The 17,608-nt window shown below is 70.7% G+C and carries 19 protein-coding genes; 13 read left to right on the top strand and 6 right to left on the bottom strand.

Features of this window, described 5'->3' with window-relative positions; genetic code table 11:
- The first annotated feature begins 136 nt into the window (after positions 1-136).
- From GH747_RS11295 to ilvA, 4 genes are read left to right on the top strand one after another with little or no spacing between them, the layout of a single operon-like run.
- Positions 137-1,288: a glycerophosphodiester phosphodiesterase gene (locus GH747_RS11295; protein WP_149769689.1), complete on the top strand. Its 1,152-nt coding sequence runs from the start codon at positions 137-139 to the stop codon at positions 1,286-1,288.
- Positions 1,289-1,348: 60 nt separating this feature from the next.
- On the top strand, positions 1,349-2,503 hold the full coding sequence (locus tag GH747_RS11290; protein WP_205602905.1) for a cystathionine gamma-synthase: 1,155 nt from the start codon (positions 1,349-1,351) through the stop codon (positions 2,501-2,503).
- A complete protein-coding gene (locus GH747_RS11285; RefSeq protein WP_228552894.1) occupies positions 2,500-3,960 on the top strand; it encodes an AI-2E family transporter in 1,461 nt (486 codons plus the stop codon). Before GH747_RS11290 ends, GH747_RS11285 begins: the two co-directional genes overlap by 4 nt.
- A 9-nt stretch (positions 3,961-3,969) precedes the next feature.
- A complete protein-coding gene (gene ilvA, locus GH747_RS11280; RefSeq protein WP_149769687.1) occupies positions 3,970-5,187 on the top strand; it encodes a threonine ammonia-lyase in 1,218 nt (405 codons plus the stop codon).
- A 46-nt stretch (positions 5,188-5,233) separates the two neighbouring features.
- Here the strand turns inward: ilvA and greA are convergent, their stop codons facing one another.
- Complete coding sequence (gene greA / locus GH747_RS11275) at positions 5,234-5,746, bottom strand: transcription elongation factor GreA (protein WP_149769686.1); 513 nt, start codon at positions 5,744-5,746, stop codon at positions 5,234-5,236.
- Between the two features lie 92 nt (positions 5,747-5,838).
- The gene (locus GH747_RS11270; protein ID WP_163695522.1) at positions 5,839-6,240 is read right to left on the bottom strand and encodes a DUF4307 domain-containing protein; all 402 of its coding nucleotides are present in this window, start codon (positions 6,238-6,240) and stop codon (positions 5,839-5,841) included.
- Positions 6,241-6,288: 48 nt separating this feature from the next.
- On the opposite strand from GH747_RS11270, the gene mca reads away from it, so the two are divergent.
- Complete coding sequence (gene mca, locus GH747_RS11265; RefSeq protein ID WP_228552893.1) at positions 6,289-7,158, top strand: mycothiol conjugate amidase Mca; 870 nt, start codon at positions 6,289-6,291, stop codon at positions 7,156-7,158.
- A 59-nt stretch (positions 7,159-7,217) separates the two neighbouring features.
- Positions 7,218-7,418, top strand: coding sequence for a hypothetical protein (locus tag GH747_RS11260; protein ID WP_149769684.1), 201 nt, complete (start codon positions 7,218-7,220; stop codon positions 7,416-7,418).
- Positions 7,419-7,424: 6 nt separating this feature from the next.
- Here GH747_RS11260 and GH747_RS11255 read toward each other — a convergent pair whose 3' ends face one another.
- Entirely contained in the window at positions 7,425-8,069 is a 645-nt protein-coding gene (locus tag GH747_RS11255; RefSeq protein WP_149769683.1) for a Pr6Pr family membrane protein, read from the bottom strand.
- A gap of 78 nt (positions 8,070-8,147) precedes the next feature.
- On the opposite strand from GH747_RS11255, the gene GH747_RS11250 reads away from it, so the two are divergent.
- Positions 8,148-8,525 carry an MmcQ/YjbR family DNA-binding protein gene (locus tag GH747_RS11250; RefSeq protein ID WP_163695519.1) on the top strand — a complete coding sequence of 126 codons (378 nt, stop codon included), beginning with the start codon at positions 8,148-8,150 and terminating at the stop codon, positions 8,523-8,525.
- Positions 8,526-8,549: 24 nt separating this feature from the next.
- On the opposite strand, the gene GH747_RS11245 is transcribed toward GH747_RS11250, so the two are convergent.
- The gene (locus tag GH747_RS11245; RefSeq protein WP_228552892.1) at positions 8,550-9,374 is read right to left on the bottom strand and encodes a DUF1206 domain-containing protein; all 825 of its coding nucleotides are present in this window, start codon (positions 9,372-9,374) and stop codon (positions 8,550-8,552) included.
- Between the two features lie 88 nt (positions 9,375-9,462).
- Here GH747_RS11245 and GH747_RS11240 point away from each other — a divergent pair, with 88 nt between their 5' ends.
- Positions 9,463-10,956 carry an APC family permease gene (locus tag GH747_RS11240; protein WP_149769682.1) on the top strand — a complete coding sequence of 498 codons (1,494 nt, stop codon included), beginning with the start codon at positions 9,463-9,465 and terminating at the stop codon, positions 10,954-10,956.
- 13 nt (positions 10,957-10,969) lie between these two features.
- Complete coding sequence (locus tag GH747_RS11235) at positions 10,970-11,182, top strand: helix-hairpin-helix domain-containing protein (RefSeq protein WP_149769681.1); 213 nt, start codon at positions 10,970-10,972, stop codon at positions 11,180-11,182.
- On the opposite strand, the gene GH747_RS11230 is transcribed toward GH747_RS11235, so the two are convergent.
- Positions 11,179-11,709, bottom strand: a complete 531-nt coding sequence (locus GH747_RS11230; RefSeq protein ID WP_149769680.1) for a DUF1269 domain-containing protein — start codon at positions 11,707-11,709, stop codon at positions 11,179-11,181. The genes GH747_RS11235 and GH747_RS11230 overlap by 4 nt on opposite strands.
- Positions 11,710-11,794: 85 nt before the next feature.
- On the opposite strand from GH747_RS11230, the gene GH747_RS11225 reads away from it, so the two are divergent.
- Positions 11,795-13,807 (top strand): thioredoxin domain-containing protein, encoded by a 2,013-nt coding sequence (locus GH747_RS11225; RefSeq protein ID WP_149769679.1) that lies wholly within the window; start codon positions 11,795-11,797, stop codon positions 13,805-13,807.
- 113 nt (positions 13,808-13,920) lie between these two features.
- Here the strand turns inward: GH747_RS11225 and trhA are convergent, their stop codons facing one another.
- Positions 13,921-14,613: a PAQR family membrane homeostasis protein TrhA gene (gene trhA / locus GH747_RS11220; protein ID WP_194842907.1), complete on the bottom strand. Its 693-nt coding sequence runs from the start codon at positions 14,611-14,613 to the stop codon at positions 13,921-13,923.
- Positions 14,614-14,676: 63 nt separating this feature from the next.
- On the opposite strand from trhA, the gene GH747_RS11215 reads away from it, so the two are divergent.
- From GH747_RS11215 to GH747_RS11205, 3 genes are all read left to right on the top strand, one after another.
- Complete coding sequence (locus tag GH747_RS11215) at positions 14,677-15,438, top strand: isoprenyl transferase (protein WP_149769678.1); 762 nt, start codon at positions 14,677-14,679, stop codon at positions 15,436-15,438.
- Positions 15,435-15,953, top strand: coding sequence for a DUF3592 domain-containing protein (locus GH747_RS11210; RefSeq protein ID WP_149769677.1), 519 nt, complete (start codon positions 15,435-15,437; stop codon positions 15,951-15,953). The genes GH747_RS11215 and GH747_RS11210 overlap by 4 nt, the downstream gene beginning before the upstream one ends.
- A gap of 259 nt (positions 15,954-16,212) precedes the next feature.
- Positions 16,213-17,520: a PhoH family protein gene (locus GH747_RS11205; RefSeq protein WP_377035980.1), complete on the top strand. Its 1,308-nt coding sequence runs from the start codon at positions 16,213-16,215 to the stop codon at positions 17,518-17,520.
- The last annotated feature ends 88 nt before the right edge of the window (positions 17,521-17,608 follow it).

Raw genomic sequence — 17,608 nt, 5'->3', positions numbered from 1 at the left:
TCACGACTGACTGACGTCCGCCGCGCACGACTGACTGACGTCCGCCCGCCCCGCCGCTCCCGGCGTTCGCCGATCGTTCACGCGACCCACCTCGGGCAGCCGCGTTGACGCAACCCGACGCCGATGGCATCGAGGCATGAGATCGATTCGCACCACCGTCCTCGCAGGCGTCGCGGCCACGCTCGTCGCGCCGATGCTCGTGACCGCTGCCTCCGCTTCGGCCGCCTCCGCCTCCTCCCACGACCGTGACGCCTCCGCGTCCCGCGGCCACGCCCGCGATGCCATCGTCATCGCCCACCGCGGCGCCTCGGGCTACCGCCCCGAGCACACGCTGGCCGCGTACAAGCTCGCGATCCGCCAGGGTGCGGACGTCATCGAGCCCGACATCGTCATCACGAAGGACAAGGTCCTCGTGGCGCGCCATGAGAACGAGATCGGCGGCACCACCGACGTCGCCGATCACCCCGAGTTCGCCGCCCGCAAGACGACCAAGACTATCGACGGGCGTCCCGTCACGGGCTGGTTCACGGAGGACTTCACCCTCGCCGAGCTCAAGACTCTGCGCGCCAAGGAGCGTCTGCCGCTGGTCCGTCCGGGCAACACCGCGTACGACGGGCTGTACGAGGTGCCGACCCTCGACGAGGTGCTCGACCTGGCCCTCAAGGAGTCCATCCGACGCGGCCGCGTCATCGGTGTCGCCCCCGAGACGAAGCACCCCACCTACTTCCAGTCGATCGGGAACAACCTCGAGGATCCGCTGGTCCGCATCCTCAACCGCCGCGGTCTGAACCACCGCTGGTCGCCGGTCACGATCCAGTCGTTCGAGTCCGCGAACCTCAAGTCGCTGTCCAAGCGGGTGCGGGTGCCGATCGCCCAGAACGTCAACCCGACGGGCGCGCCCTACGACCACGTCGTCGCGGGTGACCCGACGACGTACGCCGACATGGTGAAGCCGGCGGGTCTCAAGGCGATGGCGAAGTACGCCGACGTCCTCAGCGCCGAGAAGTCGGTCCTGATCCCGCGGACGGCGTCGGGTGCGCTCGGCACGCCGACGACCGTCGTACGCGATGCCCACCGGGCTGGCCTGGACGTCTACTCGTGGACGTTCCGCGCCGAGAACCAGTTCCTCCCGGCGGACTTCCGCGTGGGCACGGACCCGAACGCTCACGGCGACCTGGACGGCGAGCTGCGGGCGTTCTACGCCCTCGGCATCGACGGTGTCTTCTCCGACTTCCCGGATCTCGCCGTCCGTGCCCGGTCCGGCCGCCAGGCGTCGGTGACCGGCTGACGGTCACCTCACCGGGCTCCTGTCCCGCATGCGATGGCCGCAGACGATACGCTCGCAAAGGTGAGTGACTTCGGTTTCGAGACGCGTGCCATCCATGCGGGCCAGGAGCCCGACCCGCGTACGGGGGCGGTCGTCCCCGCCATCTACGCCACCAGCACCTACAAGCAGGACGGGGTCGGTGGCCTGCGTGAGGGCTACGAGTACTCGCGCAGCGCGAACCCCACCCGTACCGCCCTCGAGGAGTGCATCGCCTCGCTCGAGCTGGGGGTCCGCGGTTTCGCGTTCGCGAGCGGGCTCGCCGCCGAGGACACCCTCCTGCGGGCGCTGACGAAACCCGGCGACCACGTGATCATCCCCGACGACGCGTACGGCGGCACATACCGGCTGTTCGACAAGGTCGAGTCCCGGTGGGGGCTCGCGTACGATCCCGTACCGATCAGCGACGTCGATGCCGTCCGTGCCGCCATCGGCCCGCAGACCCGCATCGTGTGGGTGGAGACGCCGACGAACCCGCTGCTGGGCATCGCCGACATCGCGGCGCTCGCCGAGGTCGCGCACGCCGCAGGGGCCCTGCTCGTCGTCGACAACACGTTCGCGTCGCCGTACCTCCAGCAGCCGATCGCGCACGGCGCCGACGTCGTCGTGCACTCGACGACGAAGTACGCCGGCGGCCACTCCGACGTCGTCGGCGGTGCGCTGGTGGCCCGTGAAGAGGCGGTGGCCGAGCAGATCGCGTTCCACCAGAACTCGATGGGAGCGGTGGCCGGCCCGTTCGACTCGTGGCTCGTGCTCCGGGGACTCAAGACGCTGGCTCTGCGGATGGAGCGCCACAGCGACAACGCGGAGCAGGTCGTGGAGTTCCTGCAGAGCCGACCCGAGGTCTCCCACGTGATCTATCCCGGGCTGGCGGAGCACCCGGGCCACGCCGTCGCCGTCCGTCAGATGAAGCGCTTCGGCGGGATGGTGTCGTTCCGGATGGCAGCCGGCGAGCAGGCGGCGCTCGATGTCGTGGAGCACACCGAGCTGTTCACGCTGGCCGAGTCGCTGGGCGGCGTCGAGTCGCTCATCGAGCACCCCGGTCGCATGACGCACGCGTCCGCGGCCGGGTCCCCGCTCGAGGTGCCGGCAGACCTCGTACGGGTCAGCGTGGGCATCGAGACCGGTGCCGACCTCGTCGCCGACCTGGCCCACGCGTTCGAGCGGCTGGCCCGGTGACCGCTGGCAGCGGGGGTGGCGGCGAGCAGCTCCCACCGGGCGGCTCCGACGACGCTGCCCTCGCGGACGAGGCTCAAGCGGACGAGGCTGCCCGTGCGGACCAGGCTCTCGCGGACGAGGCCCTCGCCGACTCAGCCTTCGGTGACGCGGTCCAACCGGATCAGGCGCCCGACGAGGCGTCCGCACGCTCGCGGCGCGAACGGCTGGACGAGCTCGTCGAGCGGATGCGCGCGACCGCCCGCCGCGACATCGCCATGCTCGAGGAACGCCGAGGGGTGCTCGGCGACCCGGTCCCGACGACCAGCCCGTACGCCGCCCTCGCGGCCGCGACGCAGATCGCGTCGCACCACGACGAGACGACCCCGCACGTGCCGTACGGCATCCGTCTCGCGGCAGCCTGGGGATGGCGCATCATCGTGATCGCGGGCGCCGGCTTCGGGGTGCTGTGGCTGCTCGGCTACTTCTCCGAGATCACCATCCCCATCGCCGTGGCGATCCTCGTGACCGCACTGGTCCGCCCTGCCGTCGACCGGGTCGTGAACCTGCACGTCCACCGCGGCCTCGCGACGCTCCTGGTGATGATCCTCGGGCTCGGGGCGGTGGTCGGCATGCTGACGCTCGTCGGCCAGCAGGTGTCGACGCAGTTCGACGACCTCTGGACGAAGGTCGTCGACGGGCTGGAAGAGATCCAGGACTGGGCGCGCAACGGACCGCTCGGGCTCAGCGACGCCCAGCTCAACACCTGGATCGACCGGGCGACAGAGTCGATCGAGGAGTGGGGGAGCAGCGGCACGGGTGTGGTCGACCGGGTCACAGAGGTCGGCACCACGGTGACGCACTTCTTCGCCGGCTTCTTCATCGTGCTCTTCGCGACGTACTTCTTCCTCTACCAGGGTGGCCGGATCTGGGACTGGGTCGTGCGGCTCTTCCCGCGCAACGCCCGTGAGTCCGTCGACACGTCGGGCCGCATCGCCTGGGCGTCGCTCACGTCGTTCGTCCGGGCGACCGTCCTCGTGGCCCTCGTCGACGCGATCGGCATCGCGGTCGTCGCCTGGCTGCTCGGCGTGCCGCTGGTCCTCGCGATCGCGACCCTGGTCTTCCTGGGCGCGTTCATCCCGATCGTCGGCGCGTTCGTCTCGGGGCTGGTCGCGGTGCTGGTCGCGCTCGTCGACCAGGGGCCGTGGGTCGCGCTCTTCATGCTCGCCGGCGTCATCGCCGTCCAGCAGGTCGAGGCGCACATCCTGCAGCCGTTCCTCATGGGCCACCTCGTGCAGCTGCACCCGCTCGCGATCATCCTGGCGATCGGCGCGGGGCTCACGGTGGCGGGCATCGTCGGGGCGCTCATCGCGGTGCCGCTGGCCGCCTGCATCAACGCGGTCGTACGCCACCTGTCAGCGAGGGCCGAGGCTGCCCAGGCTGCGTCGGCCGGTGAGCCGCCACCCGTCGCGGCAACTTAGGCTGGCGCCATGACCGTGACGCTCGACGACGTCCGCGCGGCCGAGAAGCTGCTCGCCGGTGTGACCACGCGGACCCCGATCGAGTCCTCGCGTCCGCTGGCCGAGCGGCTCGGGCGTCCGGTGCTGCTGAAGTGCGAGAACCTGCAGCGCGCGGGTTCGTTCAAGATCCGCGGCGCGTACGTCAGGATCGCTCGGCTGTCGGCTGAGGAGAAGGCCCGCGGCGTGGTGGCGGCGAGCGCCGGCAACCACGCGCAGGGCGTCGCCCTCGCCGCGTCGCTCCTCGGCACCAGCGCGACCGTCTTCATGCCCGAGGGCGCCCCGCTCCCGAAGCTGGCAGCCACCCGGGACTACGGCGCGACGATCGAGCTCGCCGGGTCGTCGGTCGAGTCGGCGCTCGAAGCGGCGCACGCCTTCTCGGCGCGCACCGGCGCCGTTCTCATCCACCCGTTCGACCACGCCGACATCGTCGCCGGGCAGGGGACGCTCGGCCTCGAGCTCCTCGAGCAGGTGCCGAATGCCTCCACGATCGTCATCCCGGTCGGCGGCGGCGGTCTCGTCGCTGGCGTCGCGCTCGCCGTACGGGCGCTGCGGCCGGACATCCGGGTGATCGGCGTGCAGTCCGAGCGCGTCGCCCCGTACCCGATCTCCCTCGAGCAGGGCGCGCCGACCACCATCGAGGCACAGCGCACGATGGCCGACGGCATCGCGATCTCACGGCCGGGCGACGTCCCGTTCGCCGAGATCTCCCGCTGGGTCGACCGCATCGTGACCGTGACCGAGGAGTCGCTCAGCCAGGCGCTCCTGCTTCTCCTCGAACGCTCGAAGCTCGTGGTCGAGCCGGCCGGTGCCGCCGGTGTCGCGGCGATCATGCAGCACCCCGAGGTCTTCGACGACGGCAGCGACGCACCCGTCGTGTGCGTCCTGAGCGGCGGCAACATCGACCCGCTGCTGCTGATGAACGTCGTACGCCACGGGCTGGCCGCCGCCGGACGGTTCCTGTCGTTCCGGGTGAGGATCTCCGACCGCCCCGGATCCCTCGACGTGCTGCTCCGCGTGCTCGCCGAGATGGCTGTCAGCGTCCTCGACGTCGTCCACGAGCGGACGGCCTCGACCCTCGCGATCGACGAGGTCGAGGTGACGCTCAGCGTCGAGACCCGAGGGCCTGAGCACCGCTTCGCCGTCGAGCAGGCGCTGCGCGAGCACGGCTACGTCATCACCTACACGTGACTCACCCGCCGCCCGGCGGGCGACGGGTGAGTCCAGCGCGTGCGGGTCAGGCGACGTACGGCTTGGCGTCCACGATCTCGACCGCGACCTCGCGGCCGTTCGGGGCCTCGTAGCTGGCGGTCTCGCCCGCCTTCTTGCCGACGATCGCAGCACCGAGGGGCGACTGCGGCGAGTAGACGTCGATGTCGACCGACGCATCGAGGCTCAGCATCTCGCGCGACCCGAGAAGGAACGTCTCGGTGTCGTCGTCGCCGGCGAACTTGATCGTCACGACCATGCCGGACTCGACCAGGCCGTCGTCGGCACGCTGCTCGCCGACCTCGGCCCGACGCAGCATGTCCTCGAGCTGGCGGATGCGGGCCTCTGACTTGCCCTGCTCCTCGCGGGCGGCGTGGTAGCCGCCGTTCTCCTTCAGGTCGCCCTCGTCGCGGGCCTCCGCGATCTTCGTGGCGATCTCCGTGCGTGCCGGCCCGCGAAGATGGTCCAGCTCTGCCTGGAGGCGGTCGTACGCCTCCTGGGTCAGCCAGATCGTGTTCGTCTCTGCGTTGGGCGTGGTCATGGGGATGGCTCCTCGGATGTAACAAACCCCAGACAAATGCCTGGGGCTGGAAACAACGAGCCTAGCAAGGCCTGGGCGCAGGGCCAAGGACTTCAGTCGAGGAGTCGACACTCCTGGACGACCGCCGTCACCGCCCGCCGCTCCGTGGCGATCACGTCGGTGACGATCGAGTCGTCCCCGTCGGTGCCCGGAATCGCGAACGTCGTCTCTCCGACGTAGGTGTGATCGGCCGCCTGGGCCGCCACGTCGCACTCCGCGGGGTCGCCCGTCGAGTGGTTCACACGGATCGTGACGGAGATCGTGTGGTCGGACGTCGCGTCGAACGCCATCACGTCGGCGTCGAACCGGTTGCTGGTGGCGTAGTCGGCCACGAACCACGCCGCGACGACGCCGAGCGTGATCCCGACGGCGGAGATGATCGCCCACGTCCGCCGCGACAACGGCTTGCGGCCGCCGTACCGACTGGTGGACAGGTCAGGCTCCGTGCTGGGCATGACACCATTGTGACGGAGTGAGTCACGCGACCGACCGGAGGAGTGGCAGTGGCCGACAAGCTGCGCCTGATGCACGTGCACGCCCATCCCGACGACGAGTCGAGCAAGGGGGCGGCCTCGACGGCGAAATACGTCGCTGAGGGCGTCGACGTCCACGTGGTGACCTGCACAGGTGGCGAAAGGGGTTCGATCCTCAACCCCAGCTTCGAGCACCCCGGCATCCTCGAGAACCCCGAGCTGATCGGCGAGATCCGGCGCGAGGAGATGGACCGCGCCCGCGAGATCCTCGGGATCAAGCAGGACTGGCTCGGATTCGTCGACTCCGGCTGGCCCGAGGGCGACCCGCTGCCGCCGCTGCCCGAGGGCTGCTTCGGCCTGGTGCCGGTCGAGGAGGCCGCCAAGCCGCTCATCGCGCTGATGCGCTCGTTCCGGCCGCACGTCGTGACGACGTACGACGAGAACGGCGGCTACCCGCACCCCGACCACATCATGTGCCACAAGATCAGCGTGCACGCGTTCGAGAAGGCGGGAGACGCCGACGCGTACCCGGAGCTCGGGGAGCCCTGGCAGCCGCAGAAGCTGTACTACCACCGCTGGTCGCGCGCGCGGTTCGAGGCGATCGACGCTGCCATGGAGCGGCACGGGCTCGAGCCGCCGTACAAGGACCGGCTCAAGGACTGGACCTTCGACCCCGAGGACGCGAAGCGGCTTACGACGAGGGTGCCGTGCTCCGACTACTTCGGTGTCGCCGACGACGCTCTGCGGGCGCACGCCACGCAGATCGACCCCGACGGGCACTGGTTCGCGATCCCGCAGCAGATCCGGGCCGAGGCGTGGCCGACCGAGGACTACGAGCTGGTGACCTCCCACGTCGAGACGTCGCTGCCGGAGGACGACCTGTTCGCGGGGCTGCGCTAGCCCGGTGACTGCAGGGCTGCGCCAGCAGTCCGCGCCGACCACAGGCGTACGCTGGGACCATGTCCACAGACGTCCTCGTCGCTGCCTCGCAGACCAACTTCAAGCCTGCGGGCTGGGTGGCGCTCCTGATCATCCTGGCGCTGTGCGTCGGCCTCTTCTTCCTGATGCGCAGCATGGCGCACCAGATGAAGAAGGTCGACTTCGACGAGAAGGCCACCGAGCGTCCTCGCCCGACGAGCCCGCCGCGCGACGAGGAGTGATCGGGCTCAGCGGGCGATGCGTCGGCTGATGCCGATCACAGCGCCGCCGATGACGAGCGTAAACACCGCGATCACCGTCAGCGTCAGGGCGACCTGGCCGTAGCCGAGGCTGTCCGCGTCCAGGAAGTCGTACGGCACCGGCATCGGGGCCTCTCCCTCCGGGCCCGGGAACCGCGGATCGGCGATCGCGCCCCGGACGAGGGTGTACGCGGCCCACGCCACCGGCCACACCAGGAACCACCACGCGCGCCGGTCGAGCCTGGGGCGGAGCAGGAGGAACCCGGCGACGGCGCCGATCGGCACGAGCGTGTGGAGCACGAGGTCGTACCAGACGGAGATGCCCTCGAGCGTCTGCTGGCCGGCCAGCAGCAGGTGGAAGACGACGCCGGTGATGACGATCCCGACGACGCCCGCGACGTAGGCCGGCTGCCACCAGCCCTCGAGGCGTCCGCGTACGGCCACCGCGACCGCTGTGATCAGCACGAGCAGGTTGGACTGGATCGTGAAGTACGAGAAGTAGTTCACGAGGCTCCGGCCCTCGGACACCGACTGGATCGCCTGACCGACGACGGCCCAGGCGCCGAGGACCGCCAGGGCCGTGAATGCGACGCGTACCGGTGTCGCACTGCGTACTGCTGCCTGCTCGCTCACCGCGTCACTGTAGCGATCGGTGGCGCCGGCGACGCGGCGGCGCGGCACTGTGTCAGACGTGTGCGCCAGTCTGGTCCCGTGGCTGAGCGACCCGAGGTTCCGATCGAGATGGTGGAGCGGCTCCGTGCGACGCTCGGCGGGCTGCCGTCCTGCGTCGAGGAGGACGCGTGGGTCGGCGTCCGCTGGCGCGTCGGCACGGCGACCGTGGCCCACGTCTTCGGTGGCGAGGACGAGCTGTTCCGCATCACCTTCCGGGCCGAGGCCGGCGAGCTGATGGCGTTCGAGCAGCTCGGGCCGCCCTACTTCCGTGCGGAGTGGGGCGACAACGTGGTCGGCCTGGTCCTCGACCGCCACACCGACTGGGACGAGCTGGCCGAGCTGCTCGTCGACGCCTATTGCCTGCAGGCCCCCGCGCGGCTCGTCGCGCAGGTCCAGCGACCCGGCGCGGAGGCGTGAGCGGCGCCGCGCCGAGCAGCAGGGTCAGCGCCGCTTGACGTGCCGGGCCCAGCCGAAGCAGTACGCGCCGAACGCGGCGAGCCCGACGGCCACCAGCGTGAGCAGGAACGGGCCGAACGGCTGCTCGCGCACGGTCTTGAGCGCGTCGTCGAGACCGCCGGCCTTCTGCGGGTCGTAGTCGATCGCGGCGATGACGAACAGGATGCCGATGATCGTCAGCGCGATGCCCTTGGCGGTGTAGCCGACCTGTCCGAGCCGGACGATCGCCGTCCCGCTGGTGCCGCTCGTCGCGGAGCTGTCGAGCTCGTTCTCGAAGCGGCGCGAGAGACCGCGGTACCCCTGGTAGAGCCCAGCGGCGACGATCGCGACACCGATGATCCCGACCAGCCAGCGGCCGGCGGGAGCACTCATGATCCGGGCGGTCAGGGTCTCCTCGCCGTTTCCCGACCCCCCGCCCGAGCCCATCGCGGACTTGAAGGCGAGCCCGGCCAGGAACCCGTACAGGACCGCGCGGCCAGCAGCCTTCGCCTTCTTGAACGCCTTCTTGGCGCCGTCCTCGTCGGCGAACCCGAACACGGCGTCGGAGAGCTGCCAGAAGACCAGCGCGACGAATCCGATCGCGGTGACCCAGAGGAGCGCGACCCCCACCGGGTTGTCCGACATCATCGCCAGCGCGCCACCCTGGCTCGCGTCGCCCCCGCCGGACCACGCCACCTGGAGCGCGATCCAAGCGATCAGCAGGTGCACGACCCCGTACGCGGCGAGGCCGATCCTCGCGCCCGTCTCGAGGGCTTTGCTGTTGCGGACCTCGCGGCCTGCGCGGTGGGTGTTGTTCGTCAATCCGGTCACGTCACTGATGCTGCCAGTGCTGGGGCGCGGTGTCAGGAGGCGGAGGACCTCCCCTGACAGCGGCCGGGTCTGGCCCTACGTTCGAGCGATGGGGATCACTCGCCGGAAGAGTGTCGACACGGTCGTCCATCAGAACGAGCTGCCTCCCGCCGACATCGACGGCGAGGGACGCCTCCACCAGGACCTCCGTGCCCGCGACCTGGTCGGATTCGGCATCGGGATCGTGATCGGGACCGGCATCTTCACCCTCACCGGCCTCCAGGCGAAGGAGAATGCCGGCCCCGCGGTGATGGTGTCGTTCCTCATCGCAGGCGGCGTGAGCCTGCTCGCCGCGCTCTGCTACGCGGAGCTCGCTGCGGCCGTCCCGACCGCGGGCAGCTCCTACACCTACGCCTACACGACGATCGGCGAGGTCTTCGCCTGGATCATCGCGTGGGACCTCGTGCTCGAGTTCGCCCTCGGCGCTGCCGTCGTCGCACGCGGCTGGTCCGGCTATCTCGCCGGCGTCTTCGACCTGCCCGACCGCTGGTTCGCCGAGGAAGGGTCGACGGTGAACGTCGGCGCCATCGCGATCGTCCTCGTCCTCGGCTGGGTGGCGATGCGCGGGATCCGCGAGTCCAAGTGGGTCACGAACGGCCTCGTCATCGTCAAGGTATCGGTGTGCCTGTTCGTCATCGCCGTCGGCGTCTTCCACATCGACCCGGACAACCTGGTCCCGTTCGTCCCGCCGGCCGAGCCCAGCAGCGGGGATGCGACCGGGACGCTCCAGTCGCCGCTGTGGCAGTTCCTCTCGGGCGTGGAGCCGACGCACTTCGGGATCGCGGGAGTCGTCGTCGCGGCCGCCGTGGTGTTCTTCGCGTACTCCGGCTTCGAGGCGGTCGCGAACCTCGGCGAGGAGACCCGACACCCGGCTCGCGACATGCCCCTCGGCCTGCTGGGCACCATCGGGATCTGCTCGGTCCTGTACGTCGGGGTGTGCCTCGTTGTCACGGGGATGGTCGACTACCGCGAGCTGAGCGAGAGCGACGCGGTCGCCCAGGTCTTCCGCGACGTCGGGCTCGAGTGGGCCGGGGTGCTCATCGGCATCGCCGCTGTCGCCGGACTGACGTCGGTCATCCTGGTCGACATCGTCGCGATGGGGCGGATCGGCTTCGCGCTCGCCCGCGACGGACTCATCCCGCCGCGGATCGGCGCCGTGCACCCGACGTGGGGGACGCCGTTCGTGATGACGGCGATCACGGTCGGCTTCGTGGCCGTGCTCGCCGGCCTGGTCCCGATCGCCGTGCTCGCGGAGATGGTCAGCATCGGGACGCTCTTCGCGTTCGTGGTGGTCGCGATCGCCGTCGTCGTGCTGCGGCGCACCCGGCCGGACATGTCGCGCCCGTTCCGTACCCCGCTCGTGCCCCTCGTCCCGATCCTCGCCGTGGTGTGCTGCGTCGGGCTGATGGCGAGCCTCGCCGTCGAGACGTGGCTGCGGTTCCTGGTCTGGCTGCTGCTAGGTTTCGCGGTCTACTTCGGCTACGGCTACCGTCACGCGCAGCTGGCGCGACGCGCCGATGCCGACGCCTCCACGCAGAGCTGAACAGGAGTGCCCGATGCCGCCCGAGGACTCTCCCGTCCCCACCGAGTACCCCCGCGAGATCGGCCGCACCGCACGGCGCGAGCTCGCGCACCACGGGTTCACCACGTACGCCCAGCTGGCCACGGTTCGTGAGAAGGACCTGCTCGCGATCCACGGGGTCGGGCCGAAGGCGGTGCGGATCCTTCGCGAGGAGCTGGCCGCACGTGGGAGCGCGTTCGCGGGCTAGGCCCCGGTCGCCTTGTCGATCTCCGCCTCGAGCGCCTTCTCGTCCGCGCGGAGCTGCTTCTTCGCGAGCTTTCCCGCGCGCTTGATCGCCTCCTGGACGTGCGCCTCCATGTCGGTGGCTGCCACCACGACGAGGCCGCTCTGACCCTCGTCGAGCGTCTCGCCGAGGTCTTTCAGGTCGCTGCGGCTCATCCCGCCAGCCACGTGCCCGGCGAGGGCGCCGAGAGCACCGCCCGCCGCGCCGCCGGCCACGAGGGCGCCGCCGATCGCGACCGCGGGGAACAGTGCGATCACGGCACCGCCGACCAGTCCGATCCCGAGGCCGCCCCACGCTCCCTGTCGGGTCGGCTGCTCGTGCTTCTTGACGATCTTGACCTTGCCGTCGTCGTGCTTCGAGATCACCGCCGCGTCGTAGGTGTCGATGAGGCCGCTCTCCTGGTAGAAGTCCTTGACCGCCTCGTAGTCGGCGATCGCGTCGTCCTCGTCCGCGTAGCTCGCCGCGAAGACCACCATCGTGTCGAATGCCATCGTCGTTCCCCTTCGTCGATACGGTGCCCTGACGCTATCGACTCCGCGCGGGTTCGCACCCCGTGATTGCGCCTACGGTGGAGGCATGGCCAACCGACTCAGCCGAGCCACCAGCCCATATCTCCTCCAGCACGCCGAGAATCCCGTCGACTGGCACGAGTGGGGGGACGAGGCGCTGGCGCTCGCGGCGGAGCGGGACGTGCCGGTGCTGCTCAGCGTCGGGTACGCCGCGTGCCACTGGTGCCACGTGATGGCGCACGAGTCGTTCGAGGACGAGGCGACCGCGGCCTACCTCAACGAGCACTTTGTCCCGGTCAAGGTCGACCGGGAGGAGCGCCCGGACGTAGACGCCGTCTATATGCGGGCGACGACGGCGATGACCGGTCAGGGCGGCTGGCCGATGACGGTGATGCTGACGCCGGGCGGGGACCCGTTCTTCGCCGGGACCTACTTCCCTCCCGAGCCGCGACACGGGATGCCGGCCTTCCGTCAGGTGCTCGAGGCGGTCGTCGACGTGTGGGAAAACCGCCGCGGGGACGTCGACCGGATCAGCGCCGAGGTCGTCTCGCACCTGGGCGCGCTCGAGGCCGGCGACGGACCGGCGCTGGACGCCGATGCGCTCGACCAGGCGGTGCGCGGGCTCGCAGCCCAGTACGACGCCGTACGCGGTGGGTTCGGCGGAGCGCCCAAGTTCCCTCCGTCGATGTGTCTGGAGCAGCTGCTCCGCGCAGCCGACCGCACCGGCTCCGCCGACACCCTGGCGATGGTCGAGCACACCTGCGACGCGATGGCGCGCGGAGGCATGTACGACCAGCTCGGCGGAGGCTTCGCGCGCTACAGCGTGGATGCCGGCTGGGTCGTGCCGCACTTCGAGAAGATGCTGTACGACAACGCGCTGCTGGTGCGGGTCTACCTGCACCTGTGGCGGCAGACGGGGTCCGAGCTGGCGCTGCGGGTGGTCCGGGAGACGGCCGACTTCCTCCTGACCGACCTCGCGACCGCGGAGGGCGGGTTCGCGTCTGCGCTCGACGCCGACACCGACGGCGCGGAGGGCACCTACTACGTCTGGACGCCTCGGCAGCTCGTCGAGGTCCTCGGAGAGGACGACGGCGCGTGGGCGACCCGGCTGCTGTCGGTGACGGACGCGGGGACGTTCGAGCACGGCACGTCGACCCTCCAGCTCCGCGAGGACCCCGACGACGCGGCACGGTGGGCGTCGGTGCGTGAGCGCTTGGAGACGGCGCGACGCGCGGAGCGTACGGCTCCGGCGCGCGACGAGAAGGTCGTCGCCGCCTGGAACGGGCTCGCCGTCACGGCGCTGGCGGAAGCGGGGGTCCTGCTGGGCGAGCCCGAGTACACGGACGCCGCCGTCGTCGCAGCCACCCTGCTCGCGACCGTGCACACCGACCCGCACGGCCGCCTGCTGCGGACCTCGCGTGACGGGATGGCGTCGACCAACGCAGGCGTCCTCGACGACTACGGCTGCGTCGCCGAGGCATACCTCGCGGTCCTCGGGGTCACCGGCGACGCCGTCTGGCTCGAGCGCGCGACGACTCTGCTCGACGCGGTTCTCGACCACTTCGCCGTCGGCAGCGACGCGGGCGCCACCGGTTTCTACGACACCGCCGACGACGCCCAGCGCCTCGTCGTACGCCCGCGCGACCTCGGCGACAACGCCACGCCGTCCGGTACGTCGTCGGTGGCTGCAGCCTTCCTCGCGGCCGCCGCGGTCACGGGCGAGGACCGTTTCCGCACGGCGGCCGAGGACGCGGTCCGGTCAGCCTCCGCGCTCGCGACCGGTGCGCCGCGGTTCGCCGGGTGGACGCTCGCCGTCGCCGAGGCGATGCTCGCCGGTCCGCTCGAGATCGCCGTCGTCGGCGACGGCGAGGACGCCGCGCGTCTGCACCGTGCGGCGCTGGCGCTGCCCTCGCCAGGAGCGGTGGTCGTCGCCGCGCCGGTCGGGACACCGGTGCCGCTGTTCGCCTACAAGGACCTGGTCGACGGCCACGCGGCGGCGTACGTGTGCCGGGGGTTCGCCTGCGAGCGCCCCGTGACGGACCCGGGCGAGCTGGGGGGTCTCGATACGCCCCTCGCCTAGCGGCTCGGGGCTACTCGACCAGCGGGGGCGATGGGGGTCTCGATACGCCCCTCGCCTAGCGGCTCGGGGCTACTCGACCAGCGGGGGCGACCGGCGGGGGCGACCGGCCGGGGTCAGGCCGCGTACGCGGCGAGCGAGATGCCCACGTAGTGCACGACGAACGCCGCGATGGTCAGCGTGTGGAACACCTCGTGGAAGCCGAACCAGCGGGGGAACGGATCCGGGTAGCGCAGTCCGTAGACCACGGCACCGAGCGAGTAGAGCGAGCCGCCCACGATGATCAGCACGAGCACGGCCGTCGAGGACGCCGCGGCGAACTCGTCGAGCCACAGCAGCGCCGCCCAGCCCAGCAGGACGTAGATCGGTGTGTAGAGCCAGCGCGGGGCGTGCACCCAGAACACCCGGAAAGCCACGCCGCCGATCGCGCCGACCCACACCAGCGTCAGCAGCATCGCGGCGTCGCGCGGCTGCAGCAGGATGAGCGCGAAGGGCGTGTACGAGCCGGCGATCAGCAGGAAGATGTTGGCGTGGTCGAACCGCTTCAGCAGCATCTGAGTGCGCGGACCCCAGCGTCCGACGTGGTAGACCGCGCTCACGCCGAACAGCAGCAGAGCGCTCACCATGTAGACGGCGACGCCGGTCTTGGACTTGGCGCCCGGGGCGAGCACGAGCAGCACGATGAACGCCGCCAGCGCGAGGGGCCAGGTGGCGGCGTGCAGCCAGCCGCGCAGTCTAGGCTTGATCTCGACGACGGCATCGCGGATACGATCGCCGACGGGGTAGGGGACAGCCTGCTGGTTGGTCACAACAGGACCTTATCCAACGAACCTACGGAAGCGTAGGTAAGACTCCTCACGAGAGGCCGATCGGTGTCGGTTCGAGATCTGCTCTACTCGGCGTACGAGCGCCAGCTGCTCGGCAGGCTCCGGCCGGACCAGGTCCCGGCGCACGTCGGCGTCATCGTCGACGGCAACCGGCGCTGGGCGAAGGGTGCGGGCGGCGACGTCGTGAGCGGCTACCAGGCCGGTGCCGACAAGATCATCGACTTCCTCGGCTGGTGCGACGACCTCGACGTCAAGGTCGTGACGCTCTGGCTGCTCTCGACCGACAACCTGCAGCGCCCCGAGCCCGAGATCCGCGTCCTCCTCGGGGTCATCGGCAACCTGGTCGACCAGCTCACCGCGCTGCAGCGCTGGCACGTGCGCCTCATCGGCAACCTCGACCTGCTGCCGTCCGACCTTGCCGGCTCGCTCGAGGCTGCTGCCGCGTCGACCAGCGGCGTCGACGGCATGGAGGTCAACCTGTGTGTCGGGTACGGCGGCCGCCAGGAGCTCACGGACGCCGTACGCTCCCTCCTGCGCGAGCAGTCCGAGCAGGGTCGCACGATCGACGAGGTGGCCGAGGTCCTCGACGTCGAGCACATCGCCGAGCACCTCTACACCAAGGGCCAGCCGGACCCGGACCTCGTCATCCGCACGTCCGGTGAGCAGCGGCTCTCGGGCTTCCTCCTGTGGCAGAGCGTCCACAGCGAGTTCTACTTCTGCGAGGCCCTGTGGCCCGCCTTCCGGCGCGTGGACTTCCTGCGTGCGATCCGCTCGTACGCGGAGCGCGAGCGCCGGTTCGGCCAGTGAGGTACGGCGCCGTCGTCCTGCTCGGCGGGATCGGCGCCCTCCTCTTCTGGCTCACGGGACTCACCGGCAACAGCGGGGCGGACGACCTGGCCGAGCTCGAGCGGCTCCGCGCCGGCGCGGGTGTGAGCGTGACCGGGACGATGACCGACGTGCACGAACGCGAGCAGCGCTCGGGCGGGCGTCGCGGCATGCGGGTCCACACGGTGTTCTGCCCGGTCTACAGCTTCGCCGACGGCGACCTCCGCTCGACGATCATCGGGGACTGCGAGCGCGACCGGGACGACCTCCCCGCACTCGGCTCGACGATCCCGGTGATCTACGACCCCGACGGCTACACGCGGTTCATCGACACCGACGAGGTCGCGTCCGGCCTCGCCCGCAGCGGTCGCACGTACCCCTGGTACCGCTGGGGAGGCCTTGCGCTGGCCCTCGTGTGCGGTCTCGTCGTGGTCGGCGCGATCGGCCGCGGGATCGCCGGCGGGATCCGTCGGTCGACCGCGGCGCGGCGCCGCTGACCGCGTAACCAGACGTTCATCTGGCCGGTGGCGTGTCGCAACGGATCACACCCGGCTGCGGCGTACCGTCGTGCACGTCGGCGGGGCAACCTCCCACCGGCACCGGGAGGTCCTTCGTGCATCACCGAACGCTCGGCGCAGGCGCTGGTTCGGTGCGCACGTGGGGAGGTCGGCCCGCCCCCGGGCCTGCTGTCCTGCACCCGGCTCCATTCGCGAGAGAGTGAGCCGGCGCGGGGCGCGCGTGGGCTCGTACGAGGAGATTGCCGTGGCTGCTGACATCCCCACCACGTACGTGATCGACACCAGCGTGCTTCTCGCCGACCCGCGGGCGTTGACCCGGTTCGCCGAGCACGAGGTCGTCATCCCGGTCGTCGTCATCACCGAGCTCGAGGACAAGCGGGCTCATCCCGAGCTCGGCTACTTCGCACGCTCGGCGCTCCGACTCCTCGATGAGCTGCGCGTCCGCCACGGCACGCTCGACAGCCCTCTCCCGGTCAACGACGACGGCGGCACCGTCCGCGTCGAGCTCAACCACACGGACTCGAGCGCACTGCCGTCGGGATTCCGGCTGGGGGACAACGACACTCGGATCCTGTCGGTCGCCAAGAACCTTGCCGACGAGGGCAACGACGTCACGCTGGTCTCGAAGGACCTGCCGATGCGCGTCAAGGCGTCGGCGATGGGCCTGCCGTCCGAGGAGTACCGCGCTGAGCTCGCGCTCGAGGCCGGCTGGACGGGCATGGTCGAGCTGGAGGTGATCGGCGAGGACGTCGACGCGCTGTACGAGAGCGGTGTCGCGGACCTCCCGGAGGCGCGCGAGCTGCCCTGCCACACGGGCCTCGTCCTGCTGTCGGAGCGGGGGAGCGCGCTCGGACGCGTGACGCCCGACAAGCGGGTCAAGCTCGTCCGCGGTGACCGCGAGGCGTTCGGTCTGCACGGCCGTTCGGCCGAGCAGCGGGTCGCGCTCGACCTCCTCCTCGACCCCGAGATCGGCATCGTGTCGATGGGCGGACGCGCAGGCACCGGCAAGTCCGCGCTCGCACTCTGCGCCGGCCTCGAGGCGGTGATGGAGCGCCGGCTCCACAAGAAGGTCGTGGTGTTCCGGCCGCTGTACGCGGTGGGCGGCCAGGAGCTCGGCTACCTGCCCGGCTCGGAGGCCGAGAAGATGGGTCCCTGGGCGCAGGCGGTGTTCGACACGCTCGGCGCCGTCACGTCAGGCGACGTCGTCGACGAGGTCATCGACCGCGGCATGCTCGAGGTCCTTCCGCTGACGCACATCCGTGGCCGGTCGCTGCACGACGCGTTCGTGATCGTCGACGAGGCGCAGTCGCTCGAGCGCAACGTGCTGCTGACCGTGCTCTCGCGGATCGGCACCAACTCGCGGGTCGTGCTCACCCACGACGTCGCGCAGCGCGACAACCTCCGCGTCGGCCGGTACGACGGCGTGGTGGCCGTCGTCGAGAAGCTCAAGGGACACCCGCTGTTCGCGCACGTGACGCTGACCCGGTCGGAGCGCTCACCGGTCGCGGCACTCGTCACCGAGATGCTCGAAGACACGACGTTGTAGTTCGGCGCGCTGTCCGCGAAAAGCGGCCCCGGGACCCGGTCGGCTCCCGGGGCCGCTGCTTGGTCTGCAGCGCACGCTCCGGTGTGCT

The organism is Mumia xiangluensis (assembly GCF_010994095.1).
GTDB lineage: Bacteria > Actinomycetota > Actinomycetes > Propionibacteriales > Nocardioidaceae > Mumia > Mumia xiangluensis.
The sequence above is the reverse complement of the archived record's forward strand: the minus strand, read 5'-3'. Positions and strand labels throughout refer to the sequence as shown.